Source organism: Streptomyces sp. NPDC060000, assembly GCF_042737375.1.
GTDB lineage: Bacteria > Actinomycetota > Actinomycetes > Streptomycetales > Streptomycetaceae > Streptomyces.
In genome coordinates this window covers 101,003-115,184 of sequence record NZ_JBHWUU010000009.1, presented here as the reverse complement: position 1 = coordinate 115,184, position 14,182 = coordinate 101,003, and the positions used below count along the sequence as shown (strand labels likewise).

Genomic DNA, 14,182 nt, shown 5'->3' with positions numbered 1-14,182 from the left:
CATGTCGATCGACGTCAACAACGAGTCCGGAACCGAGGTCGACGAGCAGGCGATCCTCGACATCGCCCGCTACGCGCTCGCGCGGATGCGCATCCACCCGCTCTCCGAGCTCTCGGTGATCGTCGTGGACGCCGACGCCATGGAGCAGCTGCACATCCAGTGGATGGACCTGCCGGGGCCCACGGACGTCATGTCCTTCCCGATGGACGAGCTGCGTCCGCCGTCGAAGGACGACGACGAGCCCCCGCAGGGCCTCCTCGGCGACATCGTGCTGTGCCCCGAGGTCGCCGAGCGGCAGGGCAAGGAAGCGCCCACGGAGCACTCCATGGACGAGGAGCTGCAACTGCTCACCGTCCATGGGGTGCTGCACCTGCTCGGCTACGACCACGAGGAAGCCGACGAGAAGGCCGAGATGTTCGGCCTCCAGGCCGCCATCGTCGACGGCTGGCGTGCGGAGAAGGGCTTCACCGGCCCGTCGCCGGCCCCGACCGTCTCATGAGTGCCGGCCTCGTCGCCGGCGCGATCGCCCTGGTCGTCGTCGCCTGGCTCGCCGCCTGCGCGGAGGCGGGCCTCGCGCGGGTCTCCAGTTTCCGTGCCGAGGAGGCCGTGCGCTCCGGGCGGCGGGGCAGCGCCAAGCTCGCGCAGATCGCCGCCGACCCCACCCGCTATCTGAACGTGGCGCTGCTCGTCCGTGTCGCCTGCGAGATGGCGGCCGCCGCACTGGTCACCTACGCCTGCCTCCAGCAGATCGACGGCACGACCCCGGCCCTGTTCGCGGCGATCGGCGTGATGGTCCTCGTCTCGTACGTCGCCGTAGGGGTGTCCCCGCGCACCATCGGCCGCCAGCACCCGATGAACACCGCGACGGTGGCCGCGTACGTGCTGCTCCCGCTGGCCCGGATCATGGGCCCGATCCCGTCGCTCCTGATCCTCATCGGCAACGCGCTGACCCCCGGCAAGGGCTTCCGCCGGGGCCCCTTCGCCTCGGAGGCGGAACTGCGCGCGCTGGTCGACCTCGCCGAGAAGGAGTCCCTGATCGAGGACGACGAGCGCCGCATGGTGCACTCCGTCTTCGAACTCGGCGACACCCTCGTCCGCGAGGTCATGGTCCCGAGGACCGATCTCGTCGTCATCGAGCGGTACAAGACCATCCGCCAGGCCCTGACCCTCGCCCTGCGCTCCGGTTTCTCCCGCATACCGGTGACGGGGGAGAACGAGGACGACATCGTCGGCATCGTGTATCTGAAGGACCTGGTCCGCAAGACGCACATCAACCGGGACGCCGAGGGCGAGCTGGTGTCGACGGCGATGCGGCCCGCCGCGTTCGTCCCCGACACCAAGAACGCCGGTGACCTGCTGCGGGAGATGCAGCAGGACCGCAACCACGTCGCCGTCGTCATCGACGAGTACGGCGGCACGGCCGGCATCGTCACCATCGAGGACATCCTCGAGGAGATCGTCGGCGAGATCACCGACGAGTACGACCGTGAGCTCCCGCCCGTGGAGGAACTCGGCGGCGACCGCCACCGGGTCACCGCCCGCCTCGACATCACCGACCTCGGTGAGCTGTACGGCCTCGACGAGTACGACGACGAGGACGTGGAGACCGTTGGCGGGCTGCTCGCGAAGGCCCTGGGCCGGGTGCCCATCGCCGGCGCGTCGAGCGTGGTCGACCTGCCGGACGGGCGCGGGCTGCGGCTGACGGCGGAGGCCGCGGCCGGCCGCCGGAACAAGATCGTCACGGTACTGGTGGAGCCGGTGGAGCCGCTCGAACAGGCGGGCGGCCCGCAGGACGAGACGAAACCGGAGTGACGGAGTGACGGACCACGAAGCGACGCAGCACGGAGTGACGGAGTGACACCTCAGGAACTGCGTGCCCTGTGCCTCTCCTTCAACGCGGTGGTGGAGGACTTCCCCTTCCGGCCGGAGGTCTCGGTCTTCAAGGTCGGCGGCAAGCTGTTCGCCCTGACGACCCTGGACGCGCGGCCCCTGACGGTGAACCTCAAGTGCGACCCGGACGACGCGTTGCGCCTGCGCGGGGAGCACGAGGGGCTGATCGTCCCCGGGTACCACATGAACAAACGGCACTGGAACACGGTGACGGTCGACGGAGAGCTCCCCGACCGGCTGGTCAGGGAGCTCGTCGAGGACTCCTACGACCTGGTGGTCGCGGGTCTGCCGAGGGCCGAGCGGCTACGGCTCGACCGGCCCTGAGTCCGCCCCGTGGCCGCGTGACCCGGGCCCCGGCCGGTTCTTCGTATGCTCTGCGCATGACCGACAGCAACGCGCTCGACCCCGAGGACCGCAAGATCGTCACCCTGGCCCGTTCCGCGCGGGCCCGCAACGGTGTGCCCGAGGGGGCCGCCGTACGGGACGAGACGGGACGTACGTATGTCGCGGGGACGGTGGATCTGCCGTCGCTGCGGTTGACCGCGCTCCAGACGGCGGTGGCGATGGCCGTGGCCTCGGGGGCGGAGTCGCTGGAGGCGGCGGCGGTGGTGACCTCGTCGGAGGCGGCCGCCGAGGCCGATCTCGCCGCCGTACGAGATCTCGGCGGGCCGGGGACCCCGGTGCTGGTGGCCGCACCCGACGGGACCGTCCGGCTGACCGTTTCCGCGGGCTGACGGCTGGCGGTTTCCGCGTTCTGGCGCCTGGCCGTTTCCGCGGGCTGACGGTTGACCGTTTCCGCGGTCTGGCGGCTGGCGGTTTCCGCGTTCTGGCGCCTGGCGGTTTCCGCAGGCCGGCGCCTTACCGTTCCTGCCGGCCGGTAGCTGTCCGTCTCGGCCGGCCTTCCGCGGCCTGACGGCATCCGAAGCAGTCCGAAGCAGTCCGAAGCAGCCCGAAGGCAGAGCCGAGCGGCCCGCGGCGGCGCGGTCCGAGGTAGGCCGGTTTTCAACCTTGCCGTTTTCGCATCGCTCGCGCATCAATGGAACCGCAAGTTCCGACGGACCGTCAGATTTGGTCCCGGGCAGGGTGTCCGCACCCATCCCTCCCGGGCGGTGGCCCGTCGGCATCTCCCGTCCATCCACCCCCCACATGGATTCCCGTACTCGGGAAGGGAGCGGATCCCATGAGAGGCAAGCGAATCGGATCAGGTGCGGCAATGCTGGCAGGGGCCCTCGCGGTCACCGGGCTGGCCTTCGCGCCCTCGGCTGTCGCCGTCACCCCGCTGACGGCGACCGTCACCGCCAACTGCGGTCTCTTCGGAGGCGGCGCAGCCACCCTCACGGCCACCCAGACGGGCACGGCCGCCACCCTCACACTGTCCTCCACCGCCATCACCGCGCCGATCCCGATCGGCGCGAACAGCATCGCTTCCACGCTCACGATGGCGAACTCGACCGGTGCCGCCAGGGTCTTCAGCGGCACCGTGAACCCCGCCATGGCCACCGGAGCCCCGATCACGGTCGGTCCGCTCAACGGGACCGTGGCCTCCGGTGACAAGCTGGACTTCTACAAGGGCTCCCTGAAGATGGTCGTCTTCGGGATCACCGTCACCTGTACGGCGAACGCCGCTCAGGCGCCGGGCCCGTTCGTGTTCAGCTGATAGCGGTTGGAAACTGAGCCGACAGGCCGTCAGCTTTCCGGCGATGCCAGGAAGCTGACGGTCCATCAGCTATCTGCGTGATGTCCATTGACTTCTCACGCGATCCGCATCTCAATGCCCCCTGTCGGCGCAGAAGAGCCGCTGCGCCCGCACCCTGGAGGAGGGGGCAACATGGGTTCACCCCGAAGTTCCGGAAGTGCCCGAGGTTCCCGAAGACGCCGCTGGGCGTCGCTGCTCGGGGCGACCGCGCTCGCGGTCACCGCCGGCGGGGCGCTGGCGGCCCCGGCCGGCGCCGCGTCCAACGTGGATTTCGCCACGCACTGCATCCCGCCGGCGATCGCGGGCCTCCCGCCGATCGACGGCACGACCACCGCGAAGATCACGGTGGACAACGCCAGTCCCAAGGTCGGCGACACCGTCGCCGTCACGTACACGGTGGTCTCGCCCGCCGCGAGCAACCCCACCGACCTGGCCCTGCCGGCCGACATCATGACGCCGACGGGCAAGATCATTCTCGGCGGCTCGCAGACCGGCAGCGTCACGGTCACGGGGCCGAAGAAGAACGACCCGGTGCCCGGCAAGGGCGTCTTCCCGTCGTTCTCCATGACCGGCACCTTCACGGTCACCACGCCCGGCGCGATCACCCTCTCGCCCGGTGACTACAACATCCACACCAGCTACATCCTGGAACTGGACACCCCCTGCACGGTGACCAACCCGCCCGCCCCGGTGTCGGAGACGGTCACCGCGGCCGACAACCCGCCGGCCAACACCCGGGCCATCTCGCTCGGTTCGGCCTCCGGGAGTCCGGGCGCGGCCGTCGCCGTCACCGGCAGCGGGTTCACCGCGGGCGCGACCGTCACACTGGCCGGGCGCTCCGCGTCCGCCCAGACCGCGGACACGACGACCGTGACCGCGGACGCCCAGGGCGGTATCTCCGGCTCGCTCGTCGTCAGCGACCTCACCACGACCGGTGTCGTGGCGTACGAGGGCGGCGCGTGGAGCTCGGACCTCGGTGCCGGACCGGTCGCGTACGTCGTCATCGACGACCAGCCCGTACCGGAGGGCAGCCAGAAGGTGACCACCACGGTCCGGGCGGGCACGCTGTCGATGTCCCAGGCCGGGGACGCCGTCCAGCTGTCCGGGGTCGACTTCGGTCAGGGCGGCGCCTCGACCGGCGCCCTCCAGACCGTGACCGTCAAGGACTTCCGCGGCGGGCCCGCGGGCTGGTCCCTGACCGGCAAGGTCACCGACTTCAGCGGCCCCGGCGCCAAGATCGACGCCGGCAAGCTGAGCTGGACGCCCGCGTGCACCACCAAGGCGGGCAGCCCGAGCACCTGTCAGGCCGGTTCGGCGGGCACGGTCGGCGCCGCGGGGGCGACCCTGGCGTCCACGCCCGACGGCACGGCCACCGGCGGCGAGTTCACCGCCAACGCCCAACTCTCCCTCGACGTACCGTCGTTCACGCCTCCGGGCACCTACGCCGGCGTCCTGACCCTCACGCTCACCTGAGCGTACGCACCAGGTCCACCGGTGGCCGGGCGCCCGCCCCACGGGTCCGCACCCGCCCGTCCACCCAGCCGTCGAAGCCCGATCGCCAGGGCCTGCTCCTCAGGGCCCGTTCCTCAGGGCCCGGTCGTCGGGGCCCGTTCGCCGTTCGCCGGGGGTCCGCACCCATGCGCAAGCCGTACGTCCTTCTCCTCCCGCTTCTGCCGCTTTTGCTGTTCCTGACGCTCGCGGCCCCCGCCCACGCGGCCGACAACGGCAGCTGGTCCGTCTACCCCGTCTCCTCGGCCGTCGCCGCGCGGCCCTACTTCTACGTCTCCGCCGATCCCGGGCAGACGATCGAGGACAAGGTCGTCGTCGCCAACAAGACGGACGAGCCCCTCACGTTCCGGCTGTACGCGGCCGACGCCTACAACACCGCGCGTGACGGCGGGTTCGCCGTGAAGTCGCTCGGCGAGAAGATGCGGGGGGTGGGCGCGTGGGCCGAGCTGCCCAAGGACCGGGTCACCGTGCCGGGCGGCAGGACCGTCACCGTGCCGTTCACCGTCCGGGTGCCCGAGGGCGCCGAGCCCGGCGACCACCCGGGCGCGATCGTCGCCCTCGACGAACGGGTCCCGAAGGGCGAAGGCGGGGTCGCGCTGGGCATACAACGCGCCGTCGGCGCCCGCGTCTACCTCCAGGTCGGCGGACCCACACTGCCCGCGCTCGCCGTCGAGAACGTCCAGGTCAGCCACCATCAGCCTCTGATCCCCGGCCTCGGCGGCAGCACGGCGACGATCTCGTACACCCTGCACAACACCGGAAACGTCACCCTCGCGCCCAAGGTGCGGCTGACGGCGAGCGGCCTCTTCGGCCGCACCCTTCTCACCCGCGACCTGACGAAGATCCCCTCCCAGCTCCTCCCGGGCCAACGGGTCCGCCTGACCGAACGCTGGACCGACGCCCCCCAGCTCGACTGGACGGACGTGAAGCTGACGGCGAGCGCCAAGGACACCAGCGAGTCGGCGAAAGCGTCCTTCGTGGCGGTGCCGTGGCTGGTGGTGGGCTTGCTGACGGCGGGGATCGCAACAGGGGTATGGCTGGTGATCCGGCGCAGGCGAGCCCGCCTCAGAGGGGCGCGGGGAACTGCGCGACCAGCCCCCGCTCACCCGCAGACAAAGATCGGCCAACCCGCCGGCGGTTAGAGCGCGACCAGCCACAGCGGACCCGCAGCCAGAAAGTCGGCCAATCCGCCGGAGGCCAGAGCGCGACCGGCCTCCACCGACCCGCAGACAAAGATCGGCCAACCCGCCGGAGGCCGACGCTAAAGCGCGTCGGGCCCCCGCTCACCCGTCCGCACCCGCACGACCGTCTCCACCGGCAGTGCCCACACCTTGCCGTCCCCGATCTTCCCGGTGTGCGCGGCGCGCACGATCGCGTCGATCACGGCTTCGGAGTCCGCGTCGTCGACGACGACCTCGATGCGGACCTTGGGCACGAGGTCGACCTGGTACTCGGCGCCCCGGTACACCTCGGTGTGGCCGCGCTGCCGGCCGTAGCCGCTGGCCTCGGTCACGGTCAGGCCGTGCACGCCGAGCTCCTGGAGGGCCGTCTTGACCTCGTCGAGGCGGTAGGGCTTGACGATCGCGGTGATGAGCTTCATACCGGTGGTTTGACCTTCTGGGCGGAGGGGACGGAGTGCGCGGAGACCGGGGCGCCATGGCCCAGGACGCCGTGATCGTATGCCGTCTCGGCGTGCACCGTAAGGTCCAGGCCGGTGTGCTCGTGGTCCTCCTCCGCCCGGAAACCGATCGCCTTGTCGAGCAGCTTGCCGATGCCGTAGGTGACGGAGAAGGCGTACGCCGCCACGACGACCACGGCGACCAGCTGCTTGCCGAGCTGGCTGAGCCCGCCGCCGTAGAGGAGGCCCTCCGCGCCGCCGGTCATGGTGTCCACCGCGAAGACGCCGATGAGGAGCGTGCCGATGACCCCCCCGACCAGGTGGACGCCGACCACGTCGAGCGAGTCGTCGTAGTTCAGCCTGAACTTCCAGCTCACGGCGTAGGAGCAGACGACACCGGCGGCGAGGCCGACGACCAGGGCGCCGAGCAGGGAGACCGAGCCGCAGGACGGCGTGATGGCCACGAGGCCCGCGACCGCTCCGGACGCCGCGCCCAGTGTCGTCGGGTGGCCGTCGCGCTTCTGCTCGACGAAGAGCCAGCCGAGCAGACCGGTGCAGCCGGCGGCGAGCGTGTTGAGGAAGGCGGCGGCCGCCAGACCGTTCGCGCCCAGGGCGGAACCCGCGTTGAAGCCGAACCAGCCGAACCAGAGGAGACCCGCGCCCAGCATCACCATGGGGAGGTTGTGCGGACGCATCGCGTCCTTCTTGAAGCCCAGGCGCGGGCCCAGGACCAGGCACAACGCCAGTCCCGAGGCGCCCGAGGTGATCTCCACGGGCAGACCGCCCGCGAAGTCCAGCGCACCCAGCTCGGTCAGGATCCAGCCGCCGGGGCCCCACACCCAGTGGGCGACGGGAACGTATACGAGGAGCGCCCAGACCGGTACGAAGACCAGCCACGCGCCGAACTTCGCCCGGTCGGCTATCGCGCCGCTGATCAGGGCGGCCGTGATGATCGCGAAGGTGAGCTGGAAGGTGGCGAAGAGGAGGGTGGGAACCGTGCCCTGCACGCTGTCCGGACCGAGGCCCGCCATCCCGGCGTGCTCCAGCCCGCCGATCAGCCCGCCCCCGGCGTCGTCGTCGAAGGCGAGGGAGTAGCCGGCGGCCAGCCACACCACCGTGACCAGCGCGATCGACACGAAGCTCATCATGAGCATGTTGAGGACGCTCTTCGTGCGGACCATGCCGCCGTAGAACAGGGCGAGGCCCGGTGTCATCAGCAGGACGAGGGCGGTGGCGGCGAGCAGCCAGGCGGTGTCGCCGGTGTTCGCTTGGACGGCGGCCAGAGTCACGGGGTCTCCAACGATGCGGGGGCTCGTCAGAGGTTCACCGGTTCTGGTTTCCGGTCGCGTACAGGTGTGTTTCCGTGACGTTTCATTGCGTGGAGGTTTCCGGGAGCTCACGCGGGAGGGCGTTGCCGCTCGTGTGTACGGCGGGGCTTCGTGGATCAGGGAGAATGGGGGCCATGAGCGTCCGTAACCAGTCATCCGAGCAGTCGGCCGAGTCCGTACACCGTGCCGGCTTCGCCTGCTTCGTGGGCCGCCCCAACGCGGGCAAGTCCACCCTCACGAACGCTCTGGTCGGGAAGAAGGTGGCGATCACCTCGAACCGTCCGCAGACGACGCGGCACACGGTGCGGGGCATCGTGCACCGCCCGGAGGCCCAGCTGATCCTGGTCGACACGCCGGGCCTGCACAAGCCGCGCACCCTGCTCGGCGAGCGGCTGAACGACGTCGTGCGCGCCACCTGGGCCGAGGTCGACGTCATCGGTTTCTGCCTGCCGGCCAACGAGAAGCTGGGCCCCGGCGACCGCTTCATCGCCAAGGAGCTGGCCGGCATCAAGCGGACGCCGAAGGTCGCGGTCGTGACGAAGACCGACCTCGTGGACTCGAAGGCGCTCGCCGAGCAGCTCATCGCCATCGACCAGCTCGGCAAGGAGCTGGGCTTCGAGTGGGCGGAGATCGTGCCGGTCTCGGCGGTCGGCGGCCAGCAGGTCGAGCTGCTGGCGGACCTCCTCGCCCCGATGCTCCCGGAGAGCCCGCCGCTCTACCCCGAGGGCGACCTGACGGACGAGCCCGAGCAGGTGATGGTCGCCGAGCTGATCCGCGAGGCGGCGCTGGAGGGCGTACGGGACGAGCTCCCGCACTCCATCGCGGTGGTCGTCGAGGAGATGCTCCCGCGCGAGGACCGCCCGGCGGAGAAGCCGCTGCTCGACATCCACGCCAACATCTACATCGAGCGCCCCAGCCAGAAGGGCATCATCATCGGCCCCAAGGGCAAGCGCCTGAAGGACGTGGGCATCAAGTCCCGCAAGCAGATCGAGGCGCTGCTCGGCACCCCGGTCTTCCTCGACCTGCACGTGAAGGTCGCGAAGGACTGGCAGCGCGACCCGAAGCAGCTGCGCAAGCTGGGGTTCTGAGGCTTGGGTGGGGGCGTTGCGTGATGTGCGTCCGGGGCGGGTCCGGCAAGCGGTTCGAGTCGCTGCTGGGCATGCCGGCCGCGCGGCGGTAGCCGCATATGGATGCAGCCTCGACCTGCACGTGAAGGTCGCGAAGGACTGGCAGCGCGACCCGAAGCAGCTGCGCAAGCTGGGGTTCCAGGCCGTTCTAGACCGCCTGCCGGGGGGTCTCACCCTGCGGGGTCATGTCCTGCACCCCGAGCACCCGCAGGAGCTGCAGCCGTTCGTGCGCGTCCGTGCCCGGGCGGGCCGTGTGGATGATCAGGAGCTGGTGGTGCTCGTGGCTGAGCATGACCTCGCAGTCCAGCTCCAGCAGGCCCACCAGGGGGTGTTGGAAGCGCTTGGTCGCCTTGTGCCGGACGGACACCTCGTGTTCGTCCCACAGGCGGGCGAACTCCTCGCTGGACGCGCGGAGTTCGGCGACCAGCGCGGCCGGCTCCGGGTCGTCCGGGCGCGCGGCGGCCACCGCCCGCAGGCTCGCCACGTGGGCGCGGGCGAGGTGCGGCCGGTCCTCCTCCGGGAACAGACAGCGCGCGGCCGGATACAGGAAGTGCAGACGGACCAGGTTGCGCTCGCGCCGGGGGCGGGACAGCACATCGCGGGTCAGCGCCCGGGCCATCGCGTTCTGGGCCAGCACCTCGCCGCAGTCGGTCACCACCTGCGCCGGTGTGTCGTGCAGCCGGTCCAGGATCAGCATCAGGCCGGGCAGGACATGCACCGACGCCGTCTCGCGGCGCGGCGGTTCCTCGCCGGTCAGGTGGAACAGGTGGTCGCGTTCGTCGTCGGTGAGGCGCAGGGCGCGGGCCAGTGCCGTCAGCATCTGGCGTGACGGTCGCGGGCCCCGGCGCTGTTCCAGGCGTGTGTAGTAGTCGACCGACATGCCCGCCAGCTGCGCCACCTCCTCGCGGCGCAGCCCGGGCGTACGGCGCCGGACCCCCAGCGTGAGCCCCACGTCCGGCGGAGTGAGGCGGGCGCGGCCGCGGCGCAGGAAGTCGGCGAGTTCGGCTCGGTTCATTGCCACTCCTCCAGGCTGCGGCACCCCGCCCGCGTTAGCCAGGGACTGCCGGTCCCCTGATCCACGGGTCTCTCCCGTTCCTTCCGGCCGCGCCCGAGGCTGGTGGCACCGGACCAAGAGGAGCGAATGACGATGTTGACACTGGTGACAGGTACGACGGGACAGGTCGGCCGGCGCTTCGTGCCCAGGCTGCTGGCGCAGGCCGGGCCGGAGGGCCGGGTGCGGGTCCTGGTGCGTGACGCGGCGCGGGGGGAGCGCTTCGCGGAGCTGGGCGCCGAGGTCGTGACCGGGGACCTGCGGGACGCGGAGGCGCTCGGCAGGGCGGTGGCCGGGGCGGACGCGGTCGTGAACGTCGCGGCGGCCTTCCGCGGGGTGCCGGACGAGGAGGGGTGGGCCGTGAACCGGGATGCCGCGGTGGAACTGGGCCGCGCCGCGCTGGCCTCCGGCGTGCGGCGCTTCGTGCAGGTCAGCACGGGGCTGGTGTACGGCCTCGGCCGGGGCCGCCCGCTGACCGAGGAGGACGAGATCCGGCCCGGCGGCGGGATGTGGGGCGCCTACGCCGAGTCGAAGGGGGTGGCCGAGCGGGAGCTGTTCGCGATGGAGGGCCTGGACGTACGGGTGGGCCGGCTCGCCTTCGTCTACGGAGAGGGTGATCCGCACCTCGCCCAGTCCCTGATGTGGGCCGGGAGCTGGGCGGCGAACCAGCGGCTCCAGATGGTCCACCACGCGGACGTCGCCCAGGGACTGCTGCGTCTCCTGCACGCCCCGGGAATCGCCGGCCGGAGCTACAACATCGCCGACGACGCCCCGTTGACGGCGGTCGAACTGCACCAGCTCAACGGCGTCGACGTACCCGCCGAGCTGCACACCCGCACGGACCCCGACCCGTTCTTCCAGCTGACCTCCACCGACCGCATCCGCCGTGAACTCGGCTACCGCCCGCTGTACCCCAGCGTCTACGCGGCCCGCGAGGCCGGAGCGCTCTAGACCCCCCGGGGTCGTCGGCCCCTCCGGCGAGTCACCGCACCCCGGAGGGCCTTCGGTCCGGAAGTCACTCCACCCCCCGGATCCGTCCCACCAGCACCGCCCCCGCCAGCCCGACCACCGCCGCCACCAGGTACAGCACCCGGTAGCCGCCCAGGTGGGTCACGATGGGCGCGGCGAGGGCGGGGGCCGCGACCTGGGGCAGGGCGTTGGCGACGTTGATGACGCCCAGGTCCTTGCCCCGGTCCCCGGCCTTCGGCAGGACGTCCGTCATCAGCGCGAAGTCCACGGAGGTGAAGACACCGAACCCCACCCCGAGCACCGCCGCCGCGACGATCGCCCCCGGCCAGGTCTGCCAGACCGCGAGACCCGCCGTCGCCACCGCCATGATCACGCCCGACCAGGTCACGAACGGCTTGCGCCGGCCGACCCGGTCCGACCAGGCGCCCCCGACGACCACCGTGGCCAGCAGCGTCAGCCCGTTCACCGCCGTCAGGATCAGCACGCCCTGCTCGGGGTCGGAGTGGTGCAGGCGGTCGCGCAGGTAGTACAGGAGGTACAGCAGCACCAGCGCGTTGCTCAGGTTCATCAGGAAGCGGGTCAGCCAGGCCCAGCCGAGGTCGGGATAGGCGCGCGGGCTCAACCAGAACCCGGCCGCGAAGCCGCGCCAGGACCAGGCCGGCCGGTCCTCCGCCGCCAGCCGCAGATCCTCGTACCGGAGCACGTACGGCAGCACGCCCAGGGTCGTGAACGCCGCGCACGCCACGTACCCCGCCCCGACGCCCCCGGCGACCGTCGCGAGCCCCGTGCCGCCGACCACGCCCAGGATCTGCGCGGCGCCCAACCAGCCGCCCACCGAGCCCCGTTGGAGCCGGGGGACCCGGTCGGGGACGGCGGCCGTCACCGCCGCGAAGGCCGCGTTCAGCGTCAACTGGACCAGGCACCAGCCCACCGCCATGGTCCAGACGCCGCCCGCGCCCGCGAGCAGCAAGAGCGAGAGGGCGCCGCCCGCCGTGCCCGCCACGATCCACGGTGTACGGCGGCCCCGGCGGGACGTCGTACGGTCCGACAGCGCGCCGAAGAGGGGGTTGGCGGCCAGGGACGCCACCGCGCCCACGCCCGTCACCCAGGCCAGCACGGCCTCCTTCGACATGCCCGAGCCGGGTGCGAAGTCCTCGGCCTGGGAGGCCAGCAGGATCTGCAGGGGGCCGTACCAGCCCACCCAGATCGCCCCGTTGGCGAGGGACAGGGCCGAGGTCCAGCCCCGGCCCACCCGCTCCACGGGCTCGGCCAGGGCGGCCGCCGGGGCCCCGTCCGCCGGAGCCCTGTCCGCCGTCGTCATCTCTGCGCCCGCAGGACGTCCCGCAACCAGGCGTACGACGCCTTCGGGGTCCGGGCCTGGGTCTCGAAGTCCACCTGGACCAGGCCGAAGCGGCGCGCGTACCCCTCCGCCCACTCGAAGTTGTCCAGCAGCGACCACACGAAGTAGCCGCGCACGTCCACGCCCGCCTCCACCGCCCGGTGCAGAGCCCGGAGATGGCCGTCCAGGTAGGCGATGCGGTTCTGGTCGTCCAGGCCCTCGTAACTGCAGCCGTTCTCCGTGATGACGACCGGGGGCAGCCGGTCGCCGTAGCGGTCGCGGAAGGTGGTGAGGAGTTCCGTGAGGCCCTCCGGGACGACCGGCCAGCCGAAGTCCGTCACCGGGACGCCCTCGATCTGCTGCACGGAGAAGGGCAGTTCGGCCGGCATGGTGATCCCGCCGAACTCGATCTCCGTGCCCTGCGGGGCGCCCACCCTCGTCGGGGCGTAGTAGTTGATCCCGTAGAAGTCGAGCGGCTCGGAGATCGCCTTCAGGTCGGAGGCCACGTCACCCGGCATCAACTCGCCCAGGCCCTCCGGGTACTCGCCCAGCAGCAGCGGCTCCGCGAACAGTCTGTTCAGCAGGAGGTCGTAGAAGGCGGCCGCCTCCAGGTCGGCGGGCTCCTGGGAGGCCGGCCAGGTCGGGCCGTGCGAGTTGGCGATGCCGATGTCCGTGGCGCCGGCCGCGCGCAGGGCCCGGACGGCGAGACCGTGCCCCAGCAGCTGGTGGTGGGCGGCCGGGAGCGCGTCGAACAGGAGCTGCTTCCCGGGGGCGTGGGTGCCGAGCGCGTGCCCCAGCAGGGTGTGCTCGGCGGGCTCGTTGAGGGTGATCCACTTCTGCACGCGGTCACCGAGGCGCCCGGCCACCACCGACACGTACTCGGCGAACCGGGACGCCGTGTCCCGCTCCAGCCAGTCGAGCCCGGCCGGCAGGTCCCAGTGGAAGAGGGTGGGGACCGGGCGGACGCCGGCCGCGCACAGCTCGTCGACGAGCCGGTCGTAGAAGTCGAGACCGGCGGGCGAGTTCACCCTCGGCCACGAGACCGAGAAGCGGTAGGCGTCCACGCCCAGGCCGGACAGGAGCGCCACGTCCTCGGGGTAGCGGTGGTAGTGGTCGCAGGCCACCGCCGCCGTGGAGCCGTCCTTCACCCGTCCCGGTTCGGCGGTGAACGTGTCCCAGACGGAGGGCTCGCGCTCGTCCACCGCGCCCTCGATCTGGTGGGCGGAGGTGGACACGCCCCAGAGGAAGCCGTCCGGGAACCGGGGGATCGGGTGCGCCGCGTCGCGCGGATCGTTCGCCATGGGCGGGATCATCCTTACCGATGGGTAAGGAAGTCAACGCCCGGGCGTGAACTGCCAGTTCGCGCCGGGCGTGCACGACCGGTCAAGCCCCCTCCTTCAGCACCCGCGAGATCAGCTCCCGCTGCTCGTCCGTGAGCCGGGGATCGGCCGCGTACACCGTCCTGCCGTCCACGGTGATCTCGTAGCTGAAACCGTCCGGTACACCGTGCGGGGGCGCGCCCCGGCCGGCGGCGACCGCCCGCTCGGCCAGGGCGTGCCACTCGTGGGCGTCGGGGCGGGGGGGGGGGGGGGCCCCCCCGCCCCCCCCGCGGGCCCCCCCCCCCCCCCCCCCCCCCACAACGAGAAAAAAAAGGG

15 protein-coding genes are annotated in these 14,182 nt (G+C 71.7%); 9 read left to right on the top strand and 6 right to left on the bottom strand.

Features of this window, described 5'->3' with window-relative positions:
* The first annotated feature begins 1 nt into the window (after position 1).
* The 7 genes from ybeY (at position 2) to ACFWBB_RS07785 (ending at position 6,237) form a co-directional block, all read left to right on the top strand.
* Positions 2-499 (top strand): rRNA maturation RNase YbeY, encoded by a 498-nt coding sequence (gene ybeY, locus ACFWBB_RS07815; RefSeq protein WP_385268215.1) that lies wholly within the window; start codon positions 2-4, stop codon positions 497-499.
* Positions 496-1,812: a hemolysin family protein gene (locus ACFWBB_RS07810; RefSeq protein ID WP_385268213.1), complete on the top strand. Its 1,317-nt coding sequence runs from the start codon at positions 496-498 to the stop codon at positions 1,810-1,812. The genes ybeY and ACFWBB_RS07810 overlap by 4 nt, the downstream gene beginning before the upstream one ends.
* 42 nt (positions 1,813-1,854) lie before the next feature.
* Positions 1,855-2,214: an MmcQ/YjbR family DNA-binding protein gene (locus ACFWBB_RS07805; RefSeq protein WP_385268211.1), complete on the top strand. Its 360-nt coding sequence runs from the start codon at positions 1,855-1,857 to the stop codon at positions 2,212-2,214.
* A gap of 56 nt (positions 2,215-2,270) precedes the next feature.
* Entirely contained in the window at positions 2,271-2,624 is a 354-nt protein-coding gene (locus tag ACFWBB_RS07800) for a cytidine deaminase (protein WP_385268209.1), read from the top strand.
* Between the two features lie 446 nt (positions 2,625-3,070).
* Positions 3,071-3,547 (top strand): hypothetical protein, encoded by a 477-nt coding sequence (locus ACFWBB_RS07795; RefSeq protein ID WP_385268207.1) that lies wholly within the window; start codon positions 3,071-3,073, stop codon positions 3,545-3,547.
* A 171-nt stretch (positions 3,548-3,718) separates the two neighbouring features.
* Complete coding sequence (locus ACFWBB_RS07790; protein WP_385268205.1) at positions 3,719-5,059, top strand: beta-xylosidase; 1,341 nt, start codon at positions 3,719-3,721, stop codon at positions 5,057-5,059.
* 164 nt (positions 5,060-5,223) lie between these two features.
* Entirely contained in the window at positions 5,224-6,237 is a 1,014-nt protein-coding gene (locus tag ACFWBB_RS07785) for a WxL protein peptidoglycan domain-containing protein (protein WP_385268203.1), read from the top strand.
* Between the two features lie 119 nt (positions 6,238-6,356).
* Here the strand turns inward: ACFWBB_RS07785 and ACFWBB_RS07780 are convergent, their stop codons facing one another.
* Together ACFWBB_RS07780 and ACFWBB_RS07775 are read right to left on the bottom strand one after the other, a co-directional pair.
* Entirely contained in the window at positions 6,357-6,695 is a 339-nt protein-coding gene (locus tag ACFWBB_RS07780) for a P-II family nitrogen regulator (RefSeq protein WP_383472868.1), read from the bottom strand.
* Entirely contained in the window at positions 6,692-8,002 is a 1,311-nt protein-coding gene (locus ACFWBB_RS07775; RefSeq protein WP_385268199.1) for an ammonium transporter, read from the bottom strand. The genes ACFWBB_RS07780 and ACFWBB_RS07775 overlap by 4 nt, the downstream gene beginning before the upstream one ends.
* Before the next feature lie 173 nt (positions 8,003-8,175).
* Here ACFWBB_RS07775 and era point away from each other — a divergent pair, with 173 nt between their 5' ends.
* On the top strand, positions 8,176-9,129 hold the full coding sequence (gene era, locus ACFWBB_RS07770) for a GTPase Era (protein ID WP_385268197.1): 954 nt from the start codon (positions 8,176-8,178) through the stop codon (positions 9,127-9,129).
* A gap of 187 nt (positions 9,130-9,316) precedes the next feature.
* Here era and ACFWBB_RS07765 read toward each other — a convergent pair whose 3' ends face one another.
* Positions 9,317-10,183, bottom strand: a complete 867-nt coding sequence (locus tag ACFWBB_RS07765; protein ID WP_385268195.1) for a helix-turn-helix transcriptional regulator — start codon at positions 10,181-10,183, stop codon at positions 9,317-9,319.
* A 132-nt stretch (positions 10,184-10,315) separates the two neighbouring features.
* Between ACFWBB_RS07765 and ACFWBB_RS07760 the strand changes: the two genes are divergently transcribed.
* Positions 10,316-11,170, top strand: a complete 855-nt coding sequence (locus ACFWBB_RS07760; protein WP_385268267.1) for an NAD-dependent epimerase/dehydratase family protein — start codon at positions 10,316-10,318, stop codon at positions 11,168-11,170.
* A gap of 64 nt (positions 11,171-11,234) precedes the next feature.
* Here ACFWBB_RS07760 and ACFWBB_RS07755 read toward each other — a convergent pair whose 3' ends face one another.
* From ACFWBB_RS07755 to ACFWBB_RS07745, 3 genes are all read right to left on the bottom strand, one after another.
* The gene (locus ACFWBB_RS07755) at positions 11,235-12,509 is read right to left on the bottom strand and encodes an MFS transporter (RefSeq protein ID WP_385268193.1); all 1,275 of its coding nucleotides are present in this window, start codon (positions 12,507-12,509) and stop codon (positions 11,235-11,237) included.
* On the bottom strand, positions 12,506-13,828 hold the full coding sequence (locus ACFWBB_RS07750) for a GH1 family beta-glucosidase (protein WP_385268191.1): 1,323 nt from the start codon (positions 13,826-13,828) through the stop codon (positions 12,506-12,508). Before ACFWBB_RS07750 ends, ACFWBB_RS07755 begins: the two co-directional genes overlap by 4 nt.
* Positions 13,829-13,910: 82 nt before the next feature.
* Positions 13,911-14,165, bottom strand: coding sequence for a protealysin inhibitor emfourin (locus ACFWBB_RS07745; RefSeq protein ID WP_385268189.1), 255 nt, complete (start codon positions 14,163-14,165; stop codon positions 13,911-13,913).
* Between the last annotated feature and the right edge of the window lie 17 nt (positions 14,166-14,182).